The organism is Streptococcus wuxiensis (assembly GCF_040888245.1).
Lineage (GTDB): Bacteria > Bacillota > Bacilli > Lactobacillales > Streptococcaceae > Streptococcus > Streptococcus wuxiensis.
The window spans coordinates 230,098-254,959 of sequence record NZ_JBFNFE010000001.1 but is presented as its reverse complement, the minus strand read 5'-3'; the positions used below and the strand labels follow the sequence as shown (position 1 = coordinate 254,959).

The 24,862-nt window shown below is 39.0% G+C and carries 25 protein-coding genes and 1 other annotated feature; of the genes, 5 read left to right on the top strand and 20 right to left on the bottom strand.

The window, feature by feature from the left end; all coding sequences use genetic code 11:
* Window positions 1-250: 250 nt before the first annotated feature.
* The 9 genes from AB2B47_RS01240 to gyrA all read right to left on the bottom strand — a co-directional run bounded on the left by AB2B47_RS01240 (window position 251) and on the right by gyrA (window position 11,179).
* Entirely contained in the window at window positions 251-907 is a 657-nt protein-coding gene (locus tag AB2B47_RS01240) for an MmcQ/YjbR family DNA-binding protein (RefSeq protein WP_006152354.1), read from the bottom strand.
* Window positions 908-950: 43 nt separating this feature from the next.
* On the bottom strand, window positions 951-1,583 hold the full coding sequence (locus AB2B47_RS01235; protein ID WP_006152360.1) for a copper homeostasis protein CutC: 633 nt from the start codon (window positions 1,581-1,583) through the stop codon (window positions 951-953).
* A 92-nt stretch (window positions 1,584-1,675) separates the two neighbouring features.
* Window positions 1,676-2,035: a YbaN family protein gene (locus AB2B47_RS01230; protein WP_225750258.1), complete on the bottom strand. Its 360-nt coding sequence runs from the start codon at window positions 2,033-2,035 to the stop codon at window positions 1,676-1,678.
* A 108-nt stretch (window positions 2,036-2,143) separates the two neighbouring features.
* Window positions 2,144-4,231 (bottom strand): type I DNA topoisomerase, encoded by a 2,088-nt coding sequence (topA, locus tag AB2B47_RS01225; protein ID WP_320693429.1) that lies wholly within the window; start codon window positions 4,229-4,231, stop codon window positions 2,144-2,146.
* Between the two features lie 120 nt (window positions 4,232-4,351).
* Complete coding sequence (gene dprA, locus AB2B47_RS01220) at window positions 4,352-5,209, bottom strand: DNA-processing protein DprA (protein WP_367618085.1); 858 nt, start codon at window positions 5,207-5,209, stop codon at window positions 4,352-4,354.
* Window positions 5,210-5,318: 109 nt separating this feature from the next.
* Window positions 5,319-6,254 carry a 4-hydroxy-tetrahydrodipicolinate synthase gene (gene dapA / locus AB2B47_RS01215; RefSeq protein ID WP_006152343.1) on the bottom strand — a complete coding sequence of 312 codons (936 nt, stop codon included), beginning with the start codon at window positions 6,252-6,254 and terminating at the stop codon, window positions 5,319-5,321.
* A gap of 478 nt (window positions 6,255-6,732) precedes the next feature.
* Entirely contained in the window at window positions 6,733-7,809 is a 1,077-nt protein-coding gene (locus tag AB2B47_RS01210; protein WP_320693428.1) for an aspartate-semialdehyde dehydrogenase, read from the bottom strand.
* A gap of 155 nt (window positions 7,810-7,964) precedes the next feature.
* A complete protein-coding gene (locus AB2B47_RS01205) occupies window positions 7,965-8,711 on the bottom strand; it encodes a class A sortase (RefSeq protein WP_320693427.1) in 747 nt (248 codons plus the stop codon).
* Entirely contained in the window at window positions 8,711-11,179 is a 2,469-nt protein-coding gene (gene gyrA / locus AB2B47_RS01200; RefSeq protein ID WP_320693426.1) for a DNA gyrase subunit A, read from the bottom strand. Before gyrA ends, AB2B47_RS01205 begins: the two co-directional genes overlap by 1 nt.
* A gap of 195 nt (window positions 11,180-11,374) precedes the next feature.
* On the opposite strand from gyrA, the gene AB2B47_RS01195 reads away from it, so the two are divergent.
* Complete coding sequence (locus tag AB2B47_RS01195) at window positions 11,375-12,361, top strand: L-lactate dehydrogenase (RefSeq protein WP_320693425.1); 987 nt, start codon at window positions 11,375-11,377, stop codon at window positions 12,359-12,361.
* 65 nt (window positions 12,362-12,426) lie between these two features.
* On the opposite strand, the gene sdbB is transcribed toward AB2B47_RS01195, so the two are convergent.
* The 10 genes from sdbB to AB2B47_RS01145 all read right to left on the bottom strand — a co-directional run bounded on the left by sdbB (window position 12,427) and on the right by AB2B47_RS01145 (window position 19,877).
* The gene (sdbB, locus tag AB2B47_RS01190) at window positions 12,427-12,990 is read right to left on the bottom strand and encodes a thiol-disulfide oxidoreductase-associated lipoprotein SdbB (RefSeq protein WP_320693424.1); all 564 of its coding nucleotides are present in this window, start codon (window positions 12,988-12,990) and stop codon (window positions 12,427-12,429) included.
* 12 nt (window positions 12,991-13,002) lie between these two features.
* Window positions 13,003-13,710, bottom strand: coding sequence for a thiol-disulfide oxidoreductase-associated membrane protein CcdA2 (gene ccdA2 / locus AB2B47_RS01185; RefSeq protein WP_320693423.1), 708 nt, complete (start codon window positions 13,708-13,710; stop codon window positions 13,003-13,005).
* Window positions 13,711-13,833: 123 nt separating this feature from the next.
* Window positions 13,834-14,694, bottom strand: coding sequence for a methionyl aminopeptidase (locus AB2B47_RS01180; RefSeq protein WP_006152363.1), 861 nt, complete (start codon window positions 14,692-14,694; stop codon window positions 13,834-13,836).
* Window positions 14,695-14,709: 15 nt separating this feature from the next.
* The gene (gene spxR, locus AB2B47_RS01175; RefSeq protein ID WP_006148632.1) at window positions 14,710-15,987 is read right to left on the bottom strand and encodes a CBS-HotDog domain-containing transcription factor SpxR; all 1,278 of its coding nucleotides are present in this window, start codon (window positions 15,985-15,987) and stop codon (window positions 14,710-14,712) included.
* Entirely contained in the window at window positions 15,980-16,531 is a 552-nt protein-coding gene (locus AB2B47_RS01170; RefSeq protein WP_006152359.1) for a GNAT family N-acetyltransferase, read from the bottom strand. The genes spxR and AB2B47_RS01170 overlap by 8 nt, the downstream gene beginning before the upstream one ends.
* A 17-nt stretch (window positions 16,532-16,548) precedes the next feature.
* Entirely contained in the window at window positions 16,549-17,808 is a 1,260-nt protein-coding gene (locus AB2B47_RS01165; protein WP_320693422.1) for a UDP-N-acetylglucosamine 1-carboxyvinyltransferase, read from the bottom strand.
* A gap of 212 nt (window positions 17,809-18,020) precedes the next feature.
* Window positions 18,021-18,314 carry a 50S ribosomal protein L27 gene (rpmA, locus tag AB2B47_RS01160; RefSeq protein WP_000916509.1) on the bottom strand — a complete coding sequence of 98 codons (294 nt, stop codon included), beginning with the start codon at window positions 18,312-18,314 and terminating at the stop codon, window positions 18,021-18,023.
* A 16-nt stretch (window positions 18,315-18,330) separates the two neighbouring features.
* A complete protein-coding gene (locus tag AB2B47_RS01155; RefSeq protein ID WP_000613699.1) occupies window positions 18,331-18,675 on the bottom strand; it encodes a ribosomal-processing cysteine protease Prp in 345 nt (114 codons plus the stop codon).
* A gap of 15 nt (window positions 18,676-18,690) precedes the next feature.
* On the bottom strand, window positions 18,691-19,005 hold the full coding sequence (gene rplU / locus AB2B47_RS01150; RefSeq protein ID WP_000109141.1) for a 50S ribosomal protein L21: 315 nt from the start codon (window positions 19,003-19,005) through the stop codon (window positions 18,691-18,693).
* 34 nt (window positions 19,006-19,039) lie between these two features.
* Window positions 19,040-19,127, bottom strand: a sequence feature (ribosomal protein L21 leader region).
* 54 nt (window positions 19,128-19,181) lie between these two features.
* Window positions 19,182-19,877, bottom strand: a complete 696-nt coding sequence (locus tag AB2B47_RS01145; protein ID WP_320693421.1) for a YoaK family protein — start codon at window positions 19,875-19,877, stop codon at window positions 19,182-19,184.
* 146 nt (window positions 19,878-20,023) lie between these two features.
* On the opposite strand from AB2B47_RS01145, the gene AB2B47_RS01140 reads away from it, so the two are divergent.
* Both AB2B47_RS01140 and AB2B47_RS01135 read left to right on the top strand, forming a co-directional pair.
* Window positions 20,024-21,001, top strand: a complete 978-nt coding sequence (locus tag AB2B47_RS01140; protein ID WP_320693572.1) for a Gfo/Idh/MocA family protein — start codon at window positions 20,024-20,026, stop codon at window positions 20,999-21,001.
* Window positions 20,998-22,080, top strand: a complete 1,083-nt coding sequence (locus tag AB2B47_RS01135; protein ID WP_320693420.1) for a DEAD/DEAH box helicase — start codon at window positions 20,998-21,000, stop codon at window positions 22,078-22,080. The genes AB2B47_RS01140 and AB2B47_RS01135 overlap by 4 nt, the downstream gene beginning before the upstream one ends.
* A gap of 179 nt (window positions 22,081-22,259) precedes the next feature.
* Here AB2B47_RS01135 and AB2B47_RS01130 read toward each other — a convergent pair whose 3' ends face one another.
* Window positions 22,260-22,637 (bottom strand): YwiB family protein, encoded by a 378-nt coding sequence (locus AB2B47_RS01130; RefSeq protein WP_320693419.1) that lies wholly within the window; start codon window positions 22,635-22,637, stop codon window positions 22,260-22,262.
* A gap of 72 nt (window positions 22,638-22,709) precedes the next feature.
* On the opposite strand from AB2B47_RS01130, the gene AB2B47_RS01125 reads away from it, so the two are divergent.
* Window positions 22,710-24,014, top strand: a complete 1,305-nt coding sequence (locus AB2B47_RS01125) for an HD domain-containing protein (protein WP_320693418.1) — start codon at window positions 22,710-22,712, stop codon at window positions 24,012-24,014.
* A gap of 12 nt (window positions 24,015-24,026) precedes the next feature.
* A complete protein-coding gene (yidA, locus tag AB2B47_RS01120) occupies window positions 24,027-24,833 on the top strand; it encodes a sugar-phosphatase (protein WP_320693417.1) in 807 nt (268 codons plus the stop codon).
* Window positions 24,834-24,862: the final 29 nt, after the last annotated feature.

Genomic DNA, 24,862 nt, shown 5'->3' with positions numbered 1-24,862 from the left:
TTGATTTACTCCCGCTTGGTAAGCCAAACAGGACTAATGCTTTTGCACTAGTCCGAGTACCTCAACAACAAAGCAAATTGATTAAACTTAGCTGTTTTCATGTTTGGCTTTCTCCTTTGTTTGATGTCTTGTTTAGTATTCTAGCACAGGAAAAATCACTTGTCAAGAAAAAATCCAATATTTTCTGAAAATTTCTTCAATAAAGAATATTTTGCGAATTGAAAGTATTTGAAAACTCAAATATGTTTATTTATTTCTTAGAAGTCAAAAACCAACTTCTCTCAAATAATTCAAGGACCTTTTCGTCAGTTAGAGTGTCATCGAGTGGAAGACTAATCCAATAGCGTTTATTCATATGAAAGGCTGGATAAATTCCGTTTTGAAAAAGCAAATCAGCTACTTGGTCGTGTTTGAGATTGACTGCTTCCACTAGCCCTTCTCTCCCCTTATCTAGCCTATCCCAAGGAATTCTCATTAAAATAGCATACCACTTCTGATTATCTTCATGGCGCAAAACCGCCGTATCAGGTGATTTCTCCCATAGATATTCCAGCTGATTGCCATACTTTTCTTGAACAAGCGCCATGATTCTCTTGGTCTGTGGACAGAGAAATTCCTCTACCTCAAAACAAGCCTTTCGAATGCCATAAAGAACTTCTAAACAAGCCTGTCGAACAGTTCCGACAAAAGTACCTCTCATACTTTCCATATAAACTTGAGGATAAAGGTCACCAGTTTCTTGGTCATAAACTTGAAAACTTAAGTCCCCATCCTCAACTGTAATCTTCATAAGAAAATCACCCTGCAAGATAGTCGAACTATAGGTCCATACACCTTGATTTTCTACAAATCCATACTCTTTAGCCTTTTTACTATTAAACTGATAGGCCTTAAAAATTTCAAACATAAGCGAAAACTGCTACCAAAAGCTAGCAGTTCCTTTCTATTTTTTAAAAGACAACCTTAGTTCCATGTAATTGTGTCACGCCTAATTGATCGATAAAGGTTTGACGGTTGTCCATGTCAATACCCCCACCAGGTAAAATTTCAATTTTTCCTGCAGCGTGTTCTAGAATTCTATGATAGTGAGCAAAGCGTTTCTCTAAAGAGTCGCCAGATACACCAGCTCGAGTCAGGATACGTGTTACACCAGCCTGGCTGAGCCAATCAATAGCTTCTAGTTGATCTTGGTCACTTAAGTCGTCAAAAGCCATATGGAAGACAATCTCCATACCTTTAGATGCAGCAATCAACTTTTCAAGGTTAGCCTTATCCAATTTCTTATCTGCTGTTAAGGCACCAAAGACAACCCCTTGGCTACCTGCTTGAGCAGTTAGACGAATATCCTCGAGCATAATAGAAATCTCGAGGTCATTATAAACAAAGTCACCACCACGTGGACGAATCATCGTCATGATAGTCGTATCGTAGTTTGATGCAAGTTCAACAGCTGCCTTAGTAACTCCGTAGCTTGGTGTCGTTCCACCAACTGCTAAATTATCACAGAGCTCAATACGGCGAGCTCCAGCTTGCATAGCCTTTTCAAGCAAGGTTACATTTTCAGCACAAAATTCGTAAATCATTTGATACTCCTTGAAGGTTTCTTTAATATTATTATATCATATTGTTTTAAGTAACCCCTACTTTTTATCAAGGAAAATCATTACTTTTTTAGCTATTCTTTATCTGGTATTACCTTAAAGAGATAATAGGTTATAAATACCGTTAAACATCCTAAAGCAATTTTTACAGGTAAGAGCGGAGCAAAATAAATCGAGATACCCATCAAAATATAAATCGATACGATAATCTTCTTCTTTCGTTCACGCGCAATAGACTTAGTTTCTCTAAAGTCCGCAACATAGGTTTGATAAAGCTTGGTATGATAGAGCCAATCTTCAAAACGTTTAGAAGATTTTGAAAAACAAGCTATTGACAACAAGAGAAAGGGTGTTGTCGGTAATAGTGGCAAGACAACTCCAACGATTGCTAAAGCTAAAGAAATGAATCCAATGCTAAGATAAATAATGCGCATATCTACTCCTAAGTAAGAATAATCTTCTTCTAGTTAAGCATAAAAAGATAAAATCTGTCAAGTTTAAATTAAAAAGAGCTGAAATTATCATTTCAGCCCTAATTATTTTTATTTAATCTTTTCTTCTTCGTAGTCACCATTGCTACATACAATCTGTTTTCCGCCACCACGGATTTTCTTCTCCATGAGGAAATGACCACATTTTGGACAATCACGCCCAACAGGCTTATCCCAAGAGGTAAATTCACATTCTGGATAACGATTGCATCCATAGAAAATACGATTACGTTTGGTTTTTCGTTCGATGATTTGGCCTTGATGACAATTTGGACACGTAACACCAACTTCTTTAACGATGGCTTGCGTATGGCGGCAATCTGGGAAATTGCTACATGCGTAAAATTTACCGTAGCGTCCAATCTTAATCACCATAGGACTACCACAAACTTCACAGTCAAATCCTGCCGGCTCATCCTTGATTTGAATTTTTTCCATCTCTGCTTCAGCTTTTGCAACCTCTTTAGAGAATGGTTTGTAAAATTCATCAATGACTCGTTGCCATTGTTCTTTACCGACCTCGACATCATCCAGCTTCCCTTCCATCTCAGCGGTAAACTTCACATTAACAATGTCTGGGAAGTACTCGACAATTAGCTTGTTAACGACTTGTCCTAGATCAGTTGGTTCAAAGCGTTTAGATGCTAGTCTTACATAGTAACGTTTTTGAATTGTTTCAATAGTTGGAGCATAAGTAGATGGACGTCCAACTCCATTTTCTTCTAAAGTTTTAATCAGTGTTGCTTCTGAATATCGTGCAGGCGGTTGTGTGAAATGTTGTTCAGGTTTGCTATTGACCTGTTTGACAACATCTCCTACTTTCATATCTGGCAACATCTTATTCTTATCAGAATCATTGTAAATGGCTAAATAACCATCAAACTTAACCTGACTACCATTCGCCGCGAATTGAACACCATTTTGCGAAAGTTTAACAGCCATGGTATCAAAAATTGCACCAGTCATTTGACTCGCTACAAAGCGGTTCCAGATAAGGGTATAAAGTTTTAGCTGGTCTTTATCCAAATACTTAGCAATTTTCTCAGGTGTATTAAAGACACTTGAAGGGCGAATAGCTTCGTGGGCGTCTTGAGCGCCAGAGGCATTTTTCACCTTGCTACCATGTTTAGAATACTTACTACCAAAACGTTCATTGATGTAGCTAGCGGCTTCATTCTGAGCAACTGGACTGATACGAGTAGAATCCGTACGCATATAGGTGATCAAACCTTGGACACCTGTACCAATATTGATTCCTTCATAGAGTTGCTGAGCAACCATCATCGTCTTTCGAGTACGGAAGTTAATCTTGTTAGCAGCATCCATCTGCATAGAAGACGTTGTATATGGAAGAGGAGCATTGCGCTTTCTTTCCTTTTTATCTACTTGATCAACAGTAAAGTCTTTACTGCTAAGATGAGATAAAACTTTTTTGACTTCATCATTGGTAGTCAACTTCATCTTCTTGCCATTCATTCCATAAAAAGAAGCTTGGAATTGCTTGGTACCTTTTTTAAAAACACCATCAATCGTCCAATATTCTTCTGGTTGGAAGGCATTGATTTCATTTTCACGATCAATGATTAGCTTAAGAGCAACAGACTGAACACGTCCTGCTGATAAGCCTTTTTTAACCTTTTTCCAAAGAATTGGTGAAATTGAATACCCCACTAAACGGTCCAAAACACGACGGGCTTGTTGGGCATCGACCAAATCCATATTGATTTTACGAGGTTCTTTAAAGGCATTTTTTACTGCATCTTTGGTAATCTCGTTGAAAACAACACGGTTGGTATCATTCTCGTCTAGATCTAAAATATGCGCTAAATGCCATGAAATAGCCTCCCCTTCCCGGTCCGGGTCACTTGCAAGAAAGACTTTATTGGCTTTCTTAGCTTCTTTTTTCAAATCATTGATGAGAGGACCTTTCCCACGAATATTGATATATTGCGGTTCGTAATTATTTTCCACGTCAACTGACATACTTGATTTTTTCAAATCACGAATATGTCCTACGCTGGCTAAAACCTTATAATTACGTCCTAGATATTTCTCAATCGTTTTCGCCTTAGCAGGCGACTCCACGATTACAAGATTTTTTTTACTTGTTGATTTTTTCTTTTTGGTTGCCGTTACCACAGTATCACACCTTCTCAAAGTAATTAAACTTTATAAAGTGTAAACCATTTTTAAAAACCTGTCAAGACATAACACCCATATAATAGAAGAAAAGTTTGCTAAATGAAATCATTTCATTCATTAAAATTCAAATTCTGCTAGTATATCCTGCCCACATGTTGCTAGTTTTGCTCCTTCTTGGATTAAATGATGACAGCCGTCTGAGCGTCCATCTAAAATGGAACCTGGAATCGCAAAGACATCTCTACCTTCCTCCATGGCACGCTCACAAGTGATTAAGCTACCAGATCTCATTTTAGCTTCTGCAACGATGACTCCTCGACACAATCCTGCAATAATGCGATTTCTGGCAGGAAAGTGATATTTCAAAGGTTCTTCTCCTGGACCGTACTCGCTTAGAAGCAAATGATGTTCTCCAATGTATTCTTGAAGGCGTTTATTGGAGCGGGGATAATAGACATCTAAACCAGTCCCAATAATGCCAATCGTTTTGCCCCCAGTTTGTAGAACAGACATATGGGCTGCTGTATCAATTCCTCTAGCAAGTCCACTCACCACAACTAATTCATTTTCCAATTCTTCAATGATTTTACGGACTGATTTGGTTCCAATTTGACTACAAGAGCGACTACCTACAACTGCAACCTTGGGTAATTTCAAGAGATTTAAATCTCCTTTATAAAAAAGCAATACAGGTGCATCATAAATTTCACTGAGTGAAATGGGATAAACATCATCCAAAATTGAAAATGATGGGAACTTTTCAAAATCTTTCTTCAGGCGTTCCATGCTTTCAAAAGTCAGTTTATGGTACCGCTCCATAAAAACTACTGGATTACGACACTCTGAGGCTTCAGCGATTGTCTCTAAACTCAATTCCTGATCATAAATTTCTCCGTATTGAAGTACTTTTAGAACCTGCTGATTACTTAAACCTGCTTGCTTTAACTTATAAATCTCAAAATTATCAATCTTAATCTTCATTATTAACTCCTTGTTATCCTCTCTCTATTTATATATTCGTAGAAAAAGAAAAAAACTCCCAACAATTTTTACTTGTAGGAAGTTTCTTTTTATATTTGTTATCTTAATAATCAGGTCGAAGAACTCCAGTGACAGTCGCTTTAGTCGCCTCATAGTCTCCGTCAATAACAACCTTGATAATGCGTTTAGCATCCTCTTCAGGCGCAGGAACCAATGGGAGGCGAGTTGGACCAGCTTCAAATCCCATATAGTTGAGGACTGCCTTAACAGGTGCAGGACTTGGGTATGAGAAGAGAGCATTAACTTTGGGAATAAACTTACGTTGAATAGCTGCCGCTTTCTTCATATCACTCTCTTCAATCGCAGTGAACATTTCATACATTTCATCACCATTGGTATGAGAAGCAACAGAGATAACCCCGTCAGCACCAAGGTTCATAGCATGGAAAGCATCTCCATCTTCACCAGTGTAGATCAAGAATTCTTCTGGTTTGTGCTCAATCAAATAAGCCATATTTGCAAGGCTGGTACATTCCTTAACACCAATGATGTTTGGATGTTCCGCTAAGCGAAGCATAGTTTCTGGAGTCAATTCGACAACCACACGACCTGGAATATTATAGATAATGATGGGTAAATCAGAGGCATCTGCAATCGCCTTAAAGTGTTGGTACATACCTTCTTGGGATGGTTTATTGTAGTATGGCACAATCGCAAGCCCTGCTGCAAAGCCACCAAATTCAGCTACTTCTTTAACGAACTCAATAGAGTCTCGCGTATCGTTAGTACCGATACCAGCAATCAAAGGAACCCGTCCTTTGACCACCTTTTGTACTGCTGCAAAAAGTTCCAGCTCCTCATCGTGAGTAAGAGTTGGACTTTCAGCAGTCGTCCCCGCCAAGAGAATTCCGTCTGTGTGATGTGCCAATAGATGTTCAATCAATTTCGGAATCGCGTCGAAATTTATGGACCCATCTTCATGAAAAGGAGTAATAAAGGCCGTGATAATTTTACAATCTTGTAAATCTTGATAAGACATAGAAAAAACCTTTCTCTATATAAGAAAGAGGCTGGGGCATACTTGCCTTTGCCTCCTGTTCTGTACATAAAATAAGTAGATTCGCTAGCTAGCGAAGGAGAAATCAAACTCTTCGAGTTACTGATTTCTGTTTCATAACGCAGTGGTTGATTGGAACTACTCATGTTTGCAACATTCGTACTTACTAATCAACTGTGCGGGGGCAAAACTACGAAATCAAACTCTTCGAGTTACTGATTTCTGTTTCATAACGCAGTGGTTGATTGGAACTACTCATGTTTGCAACATTCGTACTTACTAATCAACTGTGCGGGGGCAAAACTACGAAATCAAACTCTTCGAGTTACTGATTTCTGTTTCATAACGCAGTGGTTGATTGGAACTACTCATGTTTGCAACATTCGTACTTACTAATCAACTGTGCGGGGGCAAAACTACGAAATCAAACTCTTCGAGTTACTGATTTCTGTTTTGCTCCCTATTTCAATTCAAACTTCAAATCAGCTGTTGGGTGTACTAGATCACGCTCATGAAGGGTTTCTGCAATTTGAACTGAGTTCCAAGCAGCACCCTTGAGAAGATTATCAGAAACCACCCACATATGGATCCCTTTTTCAGCATCCAAGTCTTTACGGATACGTCCGACAAAGGTATCGCGAGAACCAACCGCATTGATAGCTTGTGGATAGATTTGGTGAGCCACATCGTCTTCAAGAACTGCACCTGGAAAGGCAGCAATCGCAGCTTTGACTTCATCGATTGGAGCCACTTCTTTTGTTTCAATGTAAACAGACTCAGAGTGAGCTGACAAGACAGGAATACGCACGCAAGTTGCTGAAACGGCAATGCTATCGTCTTCCATGATTATCTTAGTTTCGTTTGTCATCTTCATTTCTTCATAAGTGTAGTCATTATCTGTGAAGACGTCGATTTGTGGAAGAGCATTAAAGGCGATTGGATAATGTTTTTTATCTCCACCTGAAGGTAAGATTTCCGCATGCAAATCACGTGGATTTACACCATCATTCAATACTTCACGTAATTCGCGTTGTGTCTCAAGAATGGCTCCCATACCTGCACCTGAAACAGCTTGATAAGTTGAAACGATGATACGGTCTAAGCCCCATTTTTGACGAACTGGTTCAAGAGCTACCATCATTTGAATAGTTGAACAGTTAGGACATGCAATGATCCCATTATGAGCATCAAGGGCATGGGCGTTTACTTCAGGAACAACCAATGGCACATCTGGATTTTGACGGAAATAAGAAGTGTTATCTACCACTACTGCCCCTGCTTTAACAGCATAAGGTGCGTATTTTGCAGAAGTTGAACCACCAGCAGAGAAGAGAGCAATATCAACTCCTTCAAAAGCTTCTTCTGTTGTTTCTTCAATAGTCACATCTTGGCCCTTGAATTGCAAGACCTTTCCTGCAGAACGTGCAGACGCAAGGTAGCGAATCTTATCGATTGGAAGAATTGATTCTTCCAACATTTTGATCATTTGAGCACCAACGGCTCCTGTAGCACCGACAACAGCAACTGTATATCCCATAACAAACCTCTTTTGGAATTTTCTAAAAATTTCTATAATAGAAACATTATACTACTTTTTAGAAAAATTGAAAAGTCTTTACCTTATCTATTTTCTGAAATTGACAAGAAAAAAGGTCGCTATCATTAGCGAACCTTTTTCAAAAAATTTACAAATTAATATCTTTGTTTATACGGTTTATTAAATGCTGCCAAGACATCTGACGGAGTGTCTGAATAAGATTTGATTTCTTTTAAATCTCCCTTTACGATAATCCGTTCGGTTGCATCATAGTCTACACAAGTCACCAAGGTAATTTCATTGATACCTTCACGATCATCAATTTCATCAACTCGATCTGGGGTTACGTGTTTCACTTCCCGAATATCGTAGGTATAAACTTTATCCTTATCAGTCAGATAAATCTTCATTCCTTCTTTGGCATTAACCAAAGGAGAAAATAGCATTTGGCTAGCATTCTCAGCTGTAAAGATATGGTGACTAGCTAGAGAATAATTTCCTTCACCCATTTTTTGATTTGGTTTCATGGTTCCTGCTCCGTAGAACAAGTTTACATTGTCCAAACCTTTAAAGATTGGCAAGTTGATTTCTACTTCAGGAACTGCAATTCCACCTATAACGGGCAACTGTTGTGCATCCCATTGGGATGATAAAACAGCCTCCGAAGAAATAGCTTTCACGGAATTAAAATCAAAATTCCCTTCTGCACCATTGTTCTCTTCAAGCTTCTCTTTTGAGACTTGACTAACTTGATACTTGTTAGTATTCCAAACCATAAAGATATTACGAATCTTTGAGTTAAAAATCAAGGCTAGAGACAAAAGGATTAGAAAGCCAGCTAAAATATTAATCAGCAGATTCTTACGTTTATTTTTTTTACTCTTAGTTCTTTTTTGAGACATTATTCTTCACTTTCTGTTTCGTTTTCTGCCCCAACTTCTTCTTTCTCAGCTGCCGCAACTGTTGTAAAGGTTACAATCTTAGCGTTCTCATCTAAACGCATAACCTTAACTCCCATGGTTGAACGTCCAGTTTGAGAAATATTGGCAACATTTGTACGAATCATGACACCGGTATCTGTGATAACCATCAAATCTTCGTCACCTTTTACTGTTAGAAGGCCTGCGAGTTGACCGTTTTTATCAGTAATATTAGCGGTTTTCATACCTTTACCAGCACGACCTTTAGTTGGATACTCAGTGGCAACTGTACGCTTACCGTATCCTTTTTCGGTGATAATGAGGACCTCATCTTGGTCAGTGATTACTCTAGCTCCAACTACAGCATCTCCTTCACGAAGATTTACCCCTTTAACACCAGTTGCACTACGACTCATGCTACGAACGGATGACTGGTTGAAACGAACTGCATAGCCTAACTTAGTACCGATAATGATATCAGTATCTTCTTGAGTAAGAAGAACATTAATCAATTCGTCCTCATCTTTCAAATTCAAGGCTTTTAGACCATTTTGACGAATGTTGGCAAATTCTTTAACGCTAGTTCTCTTAACAATACCTGCTCGAGTCGTAAAGAAGATGTATGCATCATCACTACGTTCTGATTCGACATTAATGATAGTTTGGATGCTTTCTCCCTCATCCAGTTTCAAGAGGTTAACGACAGGCAATCCCTTGGCTGTACGACCATATTCTGGGATTTCATAACCTTTCAAACGATAGACACGACCTTTGTTGGTAAAGAAGAGCAAGTGATCATGGGTGCTGGTAGAAACCAACTCACGGACAAAGTCATCGTCCTTGACTCCTGTTCCCTGTACGCCACGTCCACCACGTTTTTGGGCAGTAAACTCGTCTTGGTCCAAACGTTTAATATAACCTTTATTTGATAGAGTGATAAGAACATCAGTCTCTTCAATCAAGTCTTCATCTTCAAGCGTCAATACTTCACCAACCATTAACTCAGTACGGCGTTTATCAGCAAATTTGCGCTTCACTTCATCAAGTTCTTCTTTAATAATTTGCGCAACACGTTCTGGTTTAGCAAGAATGTCCGCTAAGTCAGCAATCAAAGCAATCAACTCATCATATTCTGATTGAATCTTGTCACGTTCCAAACCTGTCAAGCGACGTAGACGCATATCAAGAATAGCTTGGCTTTGACGCTCAGAAAGCTTGAACTTGCTCATCAATTCTGCTTGCGCTTCTTGGTCAGTTTCACTTGCACGGATGATACGAATGACTTCGTCAATGTGATCCAAAGCAATCAAGAGACCTTCTAAAATGTGGGCGCGTGCCTCAGCTTTTTCTTTATCAAATTGAGTGCGACGAGTCACAACTTCTTTTTGGTGCTCAATGTATGCATCTAAGATTTGACGAAGAGACAGAATCTTTGGCACACCATTTTGGATAGCCAACATATTAAAGCCAAAGCTAGTCTGCATCTGAGTCATCTTGAATAAGTTGTTCAAAATAACATTAGCTGATGCGTCGCGTCTAACTTCAATAACAAAGCGAACACCTTCACGGTTAGATTCATCACGAACAGCTGTAATTCCTTCAATACGTTTCTCTTGAACCAGACGCACAATATGTTCATGTACTTTTGTCTTATTAACCATATACGGGAATTCCGTAACAACAATACGCTCGCGACCTGTTTTAGTCTCTTCAATTTCCGTACGAGAACGAAGAACAATAGATCCCTTACCAGTCTCATACGCCTTATGAATACCTGATTTACCCATAACTAGGGCACCAGTTGGGAAGTCTGGACCAGGCAAAACTTCCATCAAATCTTTGGTTGTAACTTCAGGATTATCCATGACGAGTTTAACAGCATCAATGGTTTCACCCAAATTATGAGGTGGAATATTGGTCGCCATACCAACGGCAATACCTGTGGCACCATTGACCAAAAGATTTGGGAAACGAGCTGGTAGAACAACAGGTTCACGCTCGTTTGCATCATAGTTATCTACAAAATCAACAGTATTTTTATTGATATCGCGAAGCATTTCAAGAGCAATCTTGCTCATACGCGCTTCGGTATAACGTTGCGCGGCAGCACCATCACCGTCCATAGAACCAAAGTTACCGTGCCCATCTACAAGCATGTAGCGGTAGCTCCACCATTGAGCCATACGAACCATAGCTTCATAGATAGATAAGTCTCCGTGTGGGTGGTATTTACCCATTACATCCCCTGTAATACGGGCAGATTTCTTATGAGGTTTATCAGGCGTAACTCCTAATTCGTTCATTCCGTACAAAATACGACGATGAACAGGTTTTAACCCATCACGAACATCAGGAAGAGCACGCGATACGATTACACTCATGGCGTAGTCGATAAAGCTAGTCTTCATCTCCTTGGTCAGATTGACATTCACTAAATTTTTATCTTGCATTAACAAATGCCTCATTTCACTATTAGTAACTAGATATATTATACCATAGTTTGGACTATTTTACAGTCTAACAACACGCGTAAAACGTTTACATATTTATCCCGAAGGTATATCCGTGACAAAGCTTAGCAAAAGTGATAGAATGAAATCAAATGGGGCTTCCCCCTTAATAAAATAAAGGAGATGTTTAGACAAATGACAGCAACTAAACAACACAAAAAAGTTATCCTCGTCGGTGACGGTGCCGTAGGTTCATCTTACGCTTTTGCCCTCGTAACACAAGGAATTGCACAAGAACTTGGTATCATTGAAATTCCTCAATTGTTTGAAAAAGCAGTTGGTGATGCTGAAGACCTTAGCCACGCGCTAGCTTTTACTTCACCTAAAAAAATCTATGCAGCTAAGTACGAAGACTGTGCGAATGCAGACCTTGTAGTTATCACTGCTGGTGCTCCACAAAAACCAGGTGAAACTCGTCTTGACCTTGTTGGTAAAAACCTTGCTATCAACAAATCAATTGTTGAACAAGTTGTTGCATCTGGATTTGACGGTATCTTCCTTGTTGCTGCTAACCCAGTTGACATTTTAACTTACTCAACTTGGAAATTCTCAGGATTCCCTAAAGAACGTGTTATCGGTTCAGGTACTTCACTTGACTCAGCTCGTTTCCGTCAAGCACTTGCTGAAACTATCGGTGTTGATGCTCGTTCAGTTCACGCCTACATCATGGGTGAGCACGGTGACTCTGAATTTGCAGTTTGGTCACACGCTAACGTTGCCGGTGTTAAATTGGAACAATGGTTACAAGCTAACCGTGACTTGAATGAAGCGGATCTTGTTGAACTCTTCATCTCAGTTCGTGACGCTGCTTACTCAATCATCAACAAAAAAGGTGCTACATACTACGGTATCGCAGTTGCTCTTGCTCGTATCACAAAAGCTATCCTTGATGATGAAAATGCGGTTCTTCCACTTTCAGTCTTCCAAGAAGGACAATACGGAGTTGAAAACGTCTTTATCGGTCAACCAGCTATCGTTGGTGCGCACGGTATCGTTCGCCCAGTTAACATCCCATTGAACGACGCTGAAACTCAAAAAATGCAACTTTCTGCTCGTGAATTGCAAGAAATTATTGACGAAGCATGGAAAAACCCAGAATTCCAAGCTGCTTCTAAAAACTAATTCAATTAAATTTTTTAAAAAAAAGAAATGTCTAGACAAAACAGTCTAGACATTTTTTTATAACGTTAATTCATTTGTGCAAACGCCGCTTCTGCATCTGCATTACTAATTGCACCTATTTGGATTTTGGCAATTTTACCATTTGAATCAATTAGAAATTCTGTTGGAATGCTTCGAATCTGATAGGCTTGGAAGGTTGTCGCCTTGGTGTCATATAGGACAGGTATATCCTTATAGCCCTGCTCCTCAAACCATTTTGGAAATTGGTCTATGGTTTTTTCACCTTGAAGGCCTGGTGCAATAACAGATAATATTTCAAAATCACGATCTTCTTTTGCAGCAAGTTCCATTAGTTCTGGCATGCTTTTTTTACATGGACCGCACCAAGAAGCCCAGAATTTTAGATAAACTTTTTTACCTTTAAAATCAGATAGTTTGACTTCTTTTCCATCCATCGATTGTAGCGTAAAATCAGGCGCTTCTGCTCCTACAGCTATTTGCTTAACCGTTGCTTGTTGCTGTGCTTGAGTCGTTTGATTTTCCTGACTTGATTCCTTCTCTTCCTTGCCACAAGCAATCAAAAGAAAGATAGATAAGAAACTAAGTCCAAAATAGATTGTTTTTTTCATAGATAACTCCTTTTATCCTAATATTCCGGATAAGACATTTAACTGTCCCAACATTAATAAAATTCCCATGAGAATAATTAGTAAACCACCGATTCTTTTCAGTAAGAGTAGGTGAGATTTAATTCTACTAAAATAAGGCATGATGAGACCTGATGCCAAAGCCAATACTAAAAATGGAAGCGCCATTCCAAGAGTATAAACTAGGGTTAATAATGCCCCTTGAAAAGCTCCATTTCCTCCTGAGGCAGCTAATGCTAAAACCGAACTTAAAACTGGACCAATACATGGAGTCCAACCAAAGCTAAAGCTAATACCTAATAGAAAGGCTGATAGATATTTACTAGACTTTTTTTGATCAAATCTTACTGTTTTTTGGAACTCTAATTTTCGTAAATGAAGGATCTCCATCTGATGTAAGCCTAGTATGATAATAATACCACCCATAACATAACGAAACCAATCAGCATAGAGTAAGTTCCCGAGAAATCCTGCTCCAAACCCTAGAATAAAGAAAATCAGAGAGATACCTGCGATAAAACAGAATGTCCGAATTAATCCTGACCAGGCAACATCCTTACCTAAAAAACGAAATGTCTTTGACTGCTCTTGATCATCTAACAAGACACCTGCATAAACTGGTAACAAGGGAAATATGCAGGGTGAGAAAAACGATAAAACCCCAGCTAAAAATACAGAGATAAAAAATATAATACTTTCCAATTAAGAACCTTCTTTCATATAGTCATCTTTTATTTTACTATAAAAGAAAACGTTTGTAAGATATCTGCTACGCAAATTTTATTTCAGCTTTAACAAAAAAAGGAGCTCAGCTCCCTTTTTTTATTAATAAGTTCCTTCTTCACCTTGACTTGTCAAGATTACAGGTCCATCCTTGGTAATAACAAACTGGTGTTCATACTGACATGATAGACCACCGTCGATAGTTTTGTGAGCCCAACCTGTCTTCATGTCTGTATCGATTTCCCAATCACCTGTATTGATCATAGGTTCGATTGTCAAAACCATACCTTCACGAAGACGGAGACCACGACCAGCTACACCATAGTTAGGAACCATTGGCTCTTCATGCATGGTTGGGCCAACACCGTGTCCTACAAGATCACGAACAACACCGTATCCACGACTTTCAGCATATTCTTGAATCGCTGCACCAATATCGCCAATTCGGTTGCCAACAACAGCTTGCTCGATACCCTTATACATAGCTTCCTTGGTCACGTCCATCAAGTTTTTAACTTCTTCTGATGGTTTACCAACTGCGTATGCCCAACAAGAATCAGCCAAACCACCCGTAAAGTTTTGAGTATATTTTTTCATCTGCTCAACATTGTTAAAATTGAGTTTAGAAACATTGAGGTCGGACTTCGCGATTGGCCCACCAAGAACCATATCAACCTTGAGGAGGTCACCCTCTTTGAGGATATAATGACGAGGGAAGGCGTGTGCTACTTCGTCATTGAGCGAACAGCAGGTTGCATATGGATAGTCCATCATTGCTCCATCAACACCAATCTGTAGTGGAAGGAAATTCTCTTCTTTACAACGACGGCGAACATACTCTTCTACTTCCCACATATCAACACCTGACTTGATGATATCACGCAAGCCAATATGGATGCTTGCAAGAAAATCACCGGCCTTATCCATAGCTTCAATTTCTCTAGCTGATTTTAATGTAATCATGTTTACTCCTAGATTCTAATTAATTTTTACAGTTACATTTGCTTTTGATACAATTTGATGATTGAGATAAATGTCATAATCAATAATAGCCGATCGTCTCGTATGATGAATAATTCTAGCTTGAATCCGTAGAACATCATCAATCTGAACAGCCTGTAAAAAGTAAATCAACATTTGTTCAATGATGAGGTTACGCCCGCTATTAACGACCAAGTCTTGCGTCATATGAGTCAAGATTTCTGAAAGAACACCATTAGCCAGAACACCATTTTTTTCTAACATAAAGGGTTCGACTGTAATAACAACTTCATCATGATGATAAGATAACTTCTGTCCAATCTGCTCTGAAAAGGTTGGTAAAGTTGAGACCTGAGAACGACTCATTTTTTCCATGACATCACGTCTAGTAATGACACCAAGCAAGGTTTGATTGCTCCGTACAACAGGTACCATTTCAAAATCTTCTGCAATCATTCTCTGGCTCACGTTAGCAATATTTGTAGCTAAACCGGTCATGTAGACAGTTCTTGTCATGACCTTATCAATGGTAGTCCCTGGTGATTTATCTCCAGCATCTCGCATGGTCACGACACCCACAACAACCTTATGCTGATTTATAACAGGGAATCGACTACTTCTATTCTTACGAACTAAATCTAAATAATCTTTTACAGTATCCGTTTCTTGTAAAAAACCATATTCATGGCAAGTACGATAGATTTTTTCAACCGTTAAAATATCTGTCTTTATTTGTACATTTGACAAAGCTCGGTTAATCATGGTCGCAACGGTAAATGTGTCATGTTTACTGCGTAACACTGGGATATTTTTCTTATTAGCAGCATCCAAAACATCTTTATGAACTTCAAATCCACCTGTTACCAAGACAGCATTTTCATTTTCAAGTGCCAATAATTGGATTCGTGTTCTGTCACCGACAATAAGTAGACCGCCATCATGAAGATAAGAAAGAATATTCTTTTCTGTCATGGCTCCAATGGAGAATTTACTGAATTCTCTCTCCAAACCAGCTTGGCCAGCTAAAACTTCCGAACCAGTGACTTCTGCAATTTCTGCAAAGGTTAATCTCTCAATAGCAACTTTTTTTGACTTGACACGGACAGTTCCACTTCGAGGACGTGTTTCAACCAATCCTCTATTTTCAGCTTCTTTGATAGCACGATAAGCTGTACCATCACTCACTCCCAGTCTATTTGAAATACTTCGAACACTGACCCGTTTTCCGACTGGTAATTCTTCTAAATAAGCTAAAATTTCTTGGTGTTTACTCATTTAGCTCTCCTTTTGTATAGCGAAATTCTAGATAATCCCGCATCTTACGAGTATATCGATCACTACCCTTGAAACGGCGATATAGAACGAAGCCTGATTTTTGTGCAACCTTTTGACTAGCACTATTTTCTAGATGCGTCACAATAGAAAGTTGCTTTAATTCAAACTGATCCATAGACAAATCACGTAATTTAGTCACTGCTTCCGTCATATATCCCTGAGACCAATAATCTTTCCTTAAAAAATAGCCAATTTCCGCTTCTTTACGAATTTCATCTAGCTTTTCAAACTTGATGGCTCCAATCATCTTCTGTGCTTTCTTATCACAAATCGCCCAAATTCCCAAGGGTGATTTCATAAAGTAGTTAGCAAGAGCATATTGGCTTTCCTCAATGCTGGCTTGTGTAGGAAAAATAAATTGGAGATTTTCAGGGTCTGATGCTATAGCATGAAAGTCATCTACATCCGTAAAAAAGAATGGACGGAAATACAAACGTTCCGTCTCATAGAAAGAATACATTGCTAATTTTGTCCAGATATTCATTGTGTTCCTCAAAATGGCTAATCTTCGATTAGCTCAATATCTGCTCCAAGGTTACGTAATTTTTCAATAATATTTGAGTAGCCTCTTAAAATGAACTCTACACTAGTAATTTCTGTTCTACCTTCAGCCATTAATCCAGCAATAACCAAGGCAGCTCCTGCACGTAAGTCAGTCGCTCTTACACTTGCACCGTGTAAAGGATTGCCACCCTTGTAGAAAATATGGTCATTCGTTGTAGAAATATCTGCATTCATTTTGGCTAATTCGAAGACATGATTGACACGTTTTTCATAAATGGTATCAATCAGTGTTCCTCGTCCTTCTGATTTCAACAAAAGAGGAGTAATCGGTTGTTGAAGGTCTGTAGCAAATCCTGGATATGGAGCTGTTTTGATATTTACAGCCTTAAGATTTGTTTGTTCTTCAACGTAGATACTGTCTTCAGAAACCGTCATATGAACACCCATTTCTTCAAGTTTTGCAATAAAACCTTCTAAGTGTTCATAAAGTACATTGTTAATACGAATTCCTTGTCCCACAGCAGCAGCCATTGCAATATAGGTCCCTGCTTCAATACGGTCAGGAATTACTTGATGGCGTGTGCCGTGTAGAGATTCAACACCATCGATAGTAATCATATCTGTACCTGCACCACGAATATGAGCTCCCATATTATTTAACAAAGTAGCTACATCAATGATTTCAGGCTCTCTAGCCGCGTTTTCAATGACTGTACGTCCTTGAGCTTTAACCGCTGCAAGCATTGTGTTAATGGTTGCTCCAACACTAACAGTATCCATATAAATATGAGCACCTTGTAATCTAGAGCCGTTTGTTGAGAGATTCATATTGTCACCCTCATAGGTTGTCTTAGCACCCATAGCTTCGAAGGCTTTTAAATGCAAGTCAATCGGACGAGGTCCCAAGTCACATCCACCAGGTAAACCTACTGTTGCTTCACCGAAACGTCCAAGAAGACTACCGTAGAAATAATAGGATGCACGAAGACTGTTGATTTTACCATATGGCATTGGTTTATTTTGAACACCACGAGGATCAATCTCTAAAACATCATCATAGCGCTTTACACTAGCACCCATAATTTCCATGATATCAACCAAACTAGCAACGTCAGAGATGTCTGGAACACAGTCCAAAATAACTATATCATCTGACAAAATAATAGCTGGAATCAGAGCTACCACACTATTTTTCGCTCCGCTAATGGTTATCTCACCCTTTAATGGGCGTCCACCGTTAATGACAATTTTTTTCATTATTTTTATATACTCTTTCACTATTTATTCATAAGGTCTCACCCTATATTATACCATATTTCTTTCTTATTATCTATCATAATAAATCAAATAAGTTCCTTAAGAGTTTATTGAGTGAGAATAGTTTCTGAAGTAAACTTAAAAAATAACTGATCCTAATATTGTTCAAGAAAAAAAGCTTTCCAAAAATCTTGGAAAGCCTTATTTAATGTTTATTTTGCGATTGGGTAAACAGAAACCTGTTTCTTATCGCGACCTTTACGTTCGAAACGTACTACGCCTTCAACTTTAGCGAACAAAGTATCGTCTCCACCACGTCCAACGTTTACACCTGGATAGATGTGTGTACCACGTTGACGGTAAAGGATTGATCCACCAGTTACAGTTTGTCCGTCAGCTGCTTTAGCTCCAAGACGTTTAGCTTGTGAATCGCGTCCGTTTGATGTAGAACCTCCACCTTTTTTGTGGGCGAAAAGTTGCAAGTTGTTAAGAGTCATTTTTAACATAATGTTTTCCTCCGTGTTAGTTTTCTGTGATAACTCTGGTTTGGACGAACTCAGAAGAGTTCTCCGATAAGTTTGCCATACCTAAGAAAAATGATTCAAAGAATAATTGTGTCATTTCTCTCTGGTGAGAAGGAAGATCTTTTGGAATTTCAACCATCAGATAGCCACCTTCATCTTCGTTTAATTCTAAGATTGGTTCATAGCCTGCAAATTTCTCAATGGAATTGATAAAGTTAATGGCAAGCGTAGAAACCGATGCACACACGACATCTAGGCCGTATTCGCCACTCTCGGCGTGTCCAGTAATCTCCGCACTCCTCAGCTCGCCATCTTCGGCTCTCTCAAAGACTGCTTGTATCATGTGTTCTCCTTAAAATTAAGCGTTGATTGCGTTGATGACAACTTTAGTATATGGTTGACGGTGACCTTGTTTACGGTGGCTACCTTTTTTAGGTTTGTACTTGTAAGTAACAACTTTCTTTTGTTTTCCTTGTTTTTCAACAGTTCCAACAACAGTAGCTCCAGCAACAAGTGGAGTTCCGACAACAGTGTTTTCACCACCAACAAGAACAACTTCGTTAAAAGTAACTTCTTGACCAGCTTCAACGTTCAATTTTTCAACGTAAACTGCTTGACCAACTTCAACTTTAACTTGTTTTCCGCCAGTTTTGATAATTGCGTATGTGCTCATTATGCACCTCCTATGATTTTTTGGGTTTCCCCGAATTTTTGTGAAGACTCGCCTAGCATCGTGGGACGAACCACTTAAACTTGAAGAATCAAGCAACGATGTTCGTGCGGTTGCACAGGACTGTGCATAGTCAACTCTACAAGTATAGCATGATTCCAAATTTTTGACAAGTATTTTCACTCAAAATTCAGCCTTTTATTAGACTTTTTTTGCAAAGAAGATAAAACCATACTTAGATAAAAAATACTCATCATGATAGGGACACCTAAAATCGTTTTTTCGTTGAAGATAATCGTTAAGTAAGCTGAAAATACTACTCCTAGAATAAAGCTAATCAGTAGACTTACAAAAATCAATCCTTCCATCAAAAAGGCTGTATGCTTGGTCCGGACGTATTCGCCAAAAGCCAACATAGTTCGCTTAATGTTTCCCGTCATAAAGGCATTATTATAGGCAATCCCTGAAACCTCTCCAAAAGCTGTTGTAACGAGACCCATACAAAATGCCAGAGGAGGAACAATAAACATGTTATCTACACTCAATGGAATAAAGCCGATTATCAATGATAAAATGGCCAATGGTATAAGTGATATAATGGGTTTTTTAACAATGCGAAGTTTTTCCTTGTAAATCGTAAGCAAAAAAACGCCTAACATGAAAGATAAAAGTGTCAATATCTTTATTTCGGCATCAGCTAAATTTCTCTGAACGATTCCGACTGATAAAAATACCACATTCCCCGTTTGCCCAGCGACTAAGGTATTCCCTCTTACAATAAAGGTATAGGCATCTACATAGCCTGCACAAAAAGTCAAAAAAAGCGCCAATCTTTTTGAATGACGAGAAATTTTTCTCATAGGTAACAATCTCATACTAAACTCCTAAATTTACTGTAACTATTGTACCATTTTTTCTAGAAATTTCGAAGTATCAAAGCAAAAGAATTATCTCAAGATAACGAGTTGGCTCTTTCTATGATATAATGAAATCAATCATTACTTGTGGAAAAGGAGTAACTATGCTAAAACTTGGTATCATAGGAACTAGTTCAATCAGCCATCATTTTCTAGATGCTGCCCATACTAGCGGGAAATTTCAACTGGGTGCAGTCTATTCTAGAAAAATAGAAACCGCAGAAAAGTTTGCTTCTCACTATCAAGATATAACATTATTTGACCAGTTAGAAGATTTTTTCAAATACCCCTTTGATGTCGTCTATATTGCTAGTCCAAATTCCTTACACTTTAGTCAGGCAAAGATGGCTTTATCTGCTGGAAAACATGTTATCCTTGAAAAACCAGCTGTCACTCAACCACAAGAATGGCAGGAATTAGTTCAAACGGCTAAAGATAATAAATGTTTTATCTTTGAAGCAGCAAGAAACTACCACGAAGATGCTTTCTCCACAATTAAAGAATTTCTTGCAGACAAGCAAATTCTTGGTGCAGATTTTAACTATGCTAAATACTCTTCTAAGATGCCTAACCTACTTGCTGGCGATACTCCTAACGTTTTCTCAGACCGTTTTGCAGGTGGTGCACTTATGGATCTTGGTATTTATCCGATTTATGCAGCTGTTCGCTTATTTGGAAAACCGACTCATGCAACCTATCAAGCTCAGAAACTAGATAATAGCATTGATTTAAATGGGGATGGTATTCTCTCATATCCTAACTATCAAGTACATATCAAAGCTGGAAAGAATATCACTTCTAATCTTCCTTGTGAGATTTATACGACTGATGGAACCTTGACACTTAATACAATCGAGCATATCCAATCAGCTGTTTTTATAGACCATCAAGGAAAAGAACTTCAACTTCCTATCCAGCAAGCTCCTCACAATATGACTGAGGAAGTTACTAATTTTGCAAACATGATTAAACAAGCAGACCCAACTCTCTACCAATCTTGGATTGATGATGCGACACACGTCCACAACCTACTTTACGCTATGCGCCAGGATGCTGGCATTAGATTTGAGGCAGAAAAATGAAAACCAAACTACCTACCGAATGGCAAGAATTGATTGACCAACTGGGGTTCCAAGACTTCACTCCTATTCAAGAACAACTGTTTAATCCTATTTTAGAAGGAGAAACACTCCTCGGAGTTAGTCCAACCGGTACGGGAAAAACCTTAGCATACCTACTCCCGAGTCTTTTAAAACTCCAAAAGAAAAAAGCGCAGCAACTGTTGATTTTAGCTCCTAACACTGAACTGGCTGGCCAGATTTTCGATGTCACCAAAACATGGGGCGAAGCTATCGGCTTGACTGCTCAGCTATTCCTTTCAGGTTCAAGCCAGAAACGTCAGATTGAACGTCTCAAAAAAGGGCCAGAAATTTTAATTGGAACACCTGGTCGAATCTTTGAACTCATCAAATTGAAAAAAATCAAGATGATGAATGTGGATACTATCATTCTGGATGAATTCGACCAGCTGCTAGATGATTCTCAGATTCATTTTGTTGAGAAAATTACCCACTACGCTCCTCGTGACCACCAACTCATATACATGAGTGCGACTACTAAGTTTGACCAAGATAAGATTGCAGTAAACACGCGCATCATTGACCTTTCGGATCAAAAGTTAGACAACATCCAACACTTCTACATGCAAGTAGACCAACGTCACCGAGTAGATATGCTTCGGAAACTAGCACATGTCAATAACTTCCGTGGTCTTGTCTTCTTTAATAGCTTGTCAGACCTTGGAAGCGCCGAGGAAAAATTACAATACCGTGATGTTTTAGCAGTTTCGCTAGCTAGCGATGTCAACGTTAAATTTAGAAAAGTTATTCTAGAAAAATTCAAAGATAATCAACTGACACTACTTCTTGCGACAGACCTTCTGGCTCGTGGTATCGACATTGATAGCTTGGAATGCGTGATTAACTTTGACGTCCCTAGAGACACGGAAACTTACACTCACCGTGCGGGTCGTACAGGGCGTATGGGTAAAGATGGCTATGTCATCACTCTTGTCACCCATCCAGAAGAACTTAAAAAACTTAAGAAATTTGCAAGTGTACGTGAAATCGTCCTAAAAAATCAAGAACTCTATATCAAATGAGAGTGGGACAGAAATCGGTAATTCGGTAGAATTCGATTTCGTCGTCCCACCTCCGCACAGTTGCGTAGGGCTGTACAAGCTGATGAAATCAGCGTATTAGAGCCCTCTCAACCACTGCGTCTTGCTCGACACTCCAAATACAATTGAGAGGCTAGAACTTTTTTCCCAGCCTCTTTTTCTTATCCCCAAGTAATTTCTAAACGGTAGTCCGCAAATGGAACTCCTTCTTTGTTTTGCAACTGATAGGCTAGTTCAATCTTCCCTTCACCAACTTCATAGTGACTAGTTTGGATGATAAACTCCTGCAGTCCCATAGGTGTTGGAATATAGGCTAAACTATCAGAATCCTTGAGAAAACACATGATGGTCTTGGGATTTGAGAAACGTGTCATGACAAGTTCCTCCCCATTAAATTTCAAAACTACTTTTTCTTGGTCTTCATTGTAAAACAAAAGATAGGAAAAATCGCCCTTTTCCCGTAATTCAACATCATAAAGTTGGTCGATTACTTCCAATTGTTCATCGAACTTGATGGTATTTCTCATTCTAATCTTCACATCTATTCCTCTTTCTTCTCACTTATCCCTACTATTTTACCAAAAAGGCAAGGAATTTGCTATAATGGTCTTATGAATGAAAAAGTATTTCGTGACCCTGTTCACAACTATATCCACGTTAATAATCAAGTCATTTATGACCTGATCAATACCAAAGAATTTCAGCGGCTCCGTCGCATCAAACAGCTTGGGACATCTAGCTATACTTTCCACGGTGGAGAGCATAGTCGTTTTTCTCACTGTTTGGGTGTCTACGAAATTGCCCGTCAAATCACGGAGATTTTTGAGGAGAAATATCCTGAGGAATGGGATTCTAACGAGTCACTATTAACCATGACTGCGGCTCTTCTACATGATCTCGGACACGGTGCCTACTCTCATACTTTTGAAAATCTCTTTGACACCGACCATGAGGCAATTACTCAGGAAATAATCCAAAGCCCTGAGACAGAGATTCACCAGGTTCTTTTGCAGGTGGCACCAGATTTTCCAAAAAAAGTAGCCAGCGTTATCGATCACACTTATCCAAACAAACAGGTGGTTCAGCTGATTTCTAGTCAGATTGACGCGGACCGCATGGATTATCTCCTTCGTGATTCCTACTTCACCGGTGCATTTTATGGTCAGTTTGATTTAACACGGATCCTTCGTGTCATTCGTCCTGTTGAAAATGGTATCGCCTTTCAACGTAATGGAATGCACGCTATCGAGGACTATGTCCTCAGCCGTTACCAGATGTATATGCAGGTATATTTCCACCCAGCCACACGAGCTATGGAGGTTCTTCTGCAAAATCTTCTCAAACGTGCCAAGGAGCTCTATCCTGAAAATAAGGACTTCTTTGCCCTTACATCACCCCATCTACTACCATTTTTTGAGAAAAACGTTAGCTTGTCTGACTATCTTGCACTTGACGACGGGGTTATGAATACCTATTTCCAACTCTGGATGACTAGTACAGATAAAATTCTAGCCGATCTTTCGCAACGTTTTATCAACCGTAAGGTCTTCAAATCTATTACTTTTTCTCAAGAAGACCAGAATCAACTTGAAATCATGCGAGGTTTAGTAGAGGAAATTGGTTTTGACCCCAACTACTACACTGCTATTCATAAGAATTTCGACCTTCCTTACGATATATATCGACCAGAATCTGAAAATCCTAGAACGCAAATTGAAATTGTGCAGAAAAATAGTGAGTTAGCTGAACTTTCTAGTCTTTCACCTATCGTCCAATCTCTTGCAGGAAGTCGTCATGGTGACAACCGTTTCTACTTCCCTAAAGAAATGCTGAATCCAAACAATATTTTTGCTTCTACCATTCAACAATTTTCACATTTAATCGAGAATGATCATTTTACTCCAGACAAGAAATAACAGAGGAAATTTATGAGTATTAAACTAATCGCCGTCGATATCGATGGTACCCTAGTCAATAGCAAGAAAGAAATTACCCCAGAAGTCTTTGCAGCCATCCAAGATGCCAAACAAGCTGGTGTTAAGGTTGTGATTGCAACAGGTCGTCCTATTGCCGGTGTTGCTAAACTCCTTGACGACTTACAGTTGAGAGATGAGGGCGACTATGTTGTTACCTTCAACGGCGCCCTTGTCCAAGAAACTGCTACAGGACATGAGATTATCAGTGAATCCTTGTCCTACGAAGACTATCTGGATATGGAATTTCTCAGTCGTAAACTAGGAGTCCATATGCATGCCATTACCAAGGACGGGATTTACACTGCCAATCGCAATATTGGTAAATATACCGTACATGAATCTACCCTTGTCAGCATGCCAATCTTCTACCGTACACCTGAAGAAATGGCTAACAAGGAAATCGTCAAATGTATGTTTATCGACGAACCTGAAATCCTTGATGCTGCTATTGAAAAAATCCCAGCGGAATTTTATGAACGCTACTCTATTAATAAGTCCTCACCATTCTACCTCGAACTTCTCAAAAAAGGTGTAGACAAGGGCTCAGCTATTACACATCTAGCTGAAAAACTAGGATTGACAAAAGATGAGACTATGGCTATCGGAGATGAAGAAAATGACCGTGCTATGCTCGAAGTCGTTGGTAACCCCGTTGTTATGGAAAACGGAAACCCCGAACTCAAAAAAATCGCCAAATACATCACTAAAACAAATGATGAATCAGGCGTTGCCCATGCGATTCGAACTTGGGTCTTGTAAAATAATCAGAATATAGAAAAAGCACCTCA

What these genes read in the sequence shown, in the direction of transcription:
- AB2B47_RS01230 (WP_225750258.1), bottom strand. Translation starts at nt 2,035, where the DNA reads ATGCGCATTATTTATCTTAGCATTGGATTCATTTCTTTAGCTTTAGCA.
- AB2B47_RS01205 (WP_320693427.1), bottom strand. Translation starts at nt 8,711, where the DNA reads ATGTCTCAAAAAAGAACTAAGAGTAAAAAAAATAAACGTAAGAATCTG.
- AB2B47_RS01180 (WP_006152363.1), bottom strand. Translation starts at nt 14,694, where the DNA reads ATGATTACATTAAAATCAGCTAGAGAAATTGAAGCTATGGATAAGGCC.
- gyrA (WP_320693426.1), bottom strand. Translation starts at nt 11,179, where the DNA reads ATGCAAGATAAAAATTTAGTGAATGTCAATCTGACCAAGGAGATGAAG.
- AB2B47_RS01170 (WP_006152359.1), bottom strand. Translation starts at nt 16,531, where the DNA reads ATGAATATCTGGACAAAATTAGCAATGTATTCTTTCTATGAGACGGAA.
- rplU (WP_000109141.1), bottom strand. Translation starts at nt 19,005, where the DNA reads ATGAGCACATACGCAATTATCAAAACTGGCGGAAAACAAGTTAAAGTT.
- AB2B47_RS01165 (WP_320693422.1), bottom strand. Translation starts at nt 17,808, where the DNA reads ATGAAAAAAATTGTCATTAACGGTGGACGCCCATTAAAGGGTGAGATA.
- AB2B47_RS01140 (WP_320693572.1), top strand. Translation starts at nt 20,024, where the DNA reads ATGCTAAAACTTGGTATCATAGGAACTAGTTCAATCAGCCATCATTTT.
- AB2B47_RS01125 (WP_320693418.1), top strand. Translation starts at nt 22,710, where the DNA reads ATGAATGAAAAAGTATTTCGTGACCCTGTTCACAACTATATCCACGTT.
- spxR (WP_006148632.1), bottom strand. Translation starts at nt 15,987, where the DNA reads ATGAGTAAACACCAAGAAATTTTAGCTTATTTAGAAGAATTACCAGTC.
- AB2B47_RS01155 (WP_000613699.1), bottom strand. Translation starts at nt 18,675, where the DNA reads ATGATACAAGCAGTCTTTGAGAGAGCCGAAGATGGCGAGCTGAGGAGT.
- AB2B47_RS01240 (WP_006152354.1), bottom strand. Translation starts at nt 907, where the DNA reads ATGTTTGAAATTTTTAAGGCCTATCAGTTTAATAGTAAAAAGGCTAAA.
- yidA (WP_320693417.1), top strand. Translation starts at nt 24,027, where the DNA reads ATGAGTATTAAACTAATCGCCGTCGATATCGATGGTACCCTAGTCAAT.
- AB2B47_RS01210 (WP_320693428.1), bottom strand. Translation starts at nt 7,809, where the DNA reads ATGGGATATACAGTTGCTGTTGTCGGTGCTACAGGAGCCGTTGGTGCT.
- AB2B47_RS01235 (WP_006152360.1), bottom strand. Translation starts at nt 1,583, where the DNA reads ATGATTTACGAATTTTGTGCTGAAAATGTAACCTTGCTTGAAAAGGCT.
- AB2B47_RS01145 (WP_320693421.1), bottom strand. Translation starts at nt 19,877, where the DNA reads ATGAGATTGTTACCTATGAGAAAAATTTCTCGTCATTCAAAAAGATTG.
- rpmA (WP_000916509.1), bottom strand. Translation starts at nt 18,314, where the DNA reads ATGTTAAAAATGACTCTTAACAACTTGCAACTTTTCGCCCACAAAAAA.
- sdbB (WP_320693424.1), bottom strand. Translation starts at nt 12,990, where the DNA reads ATGAAAAAAACAATCTATTTTGGACTTAGTTTCTTATCTATCTTTCTT.
- AB2B47_RS01135 (WP_320693420.1), top strand. Translation starts at nt 20,998, where the DNA reads ATGAAAACCAAACTACCTACCGAATGGCAAGAATTGATTGACCAACTG.
- dapA (WP_006152343.1), bottom strand. Translation starts at nt 6,254, where the DNA reads ATGTCTTATCAAGATTTACAAGATTGTAAAATTATCACGGCCTTTATT.
- AB2B47_RS01195 (WP_320693425.1), top strand. Translation starts at nt 11,375, where the DNA reads ATGACAGCAACTAAACAACACAAAAAAGTTATCCTCGTCGGTGACGGT.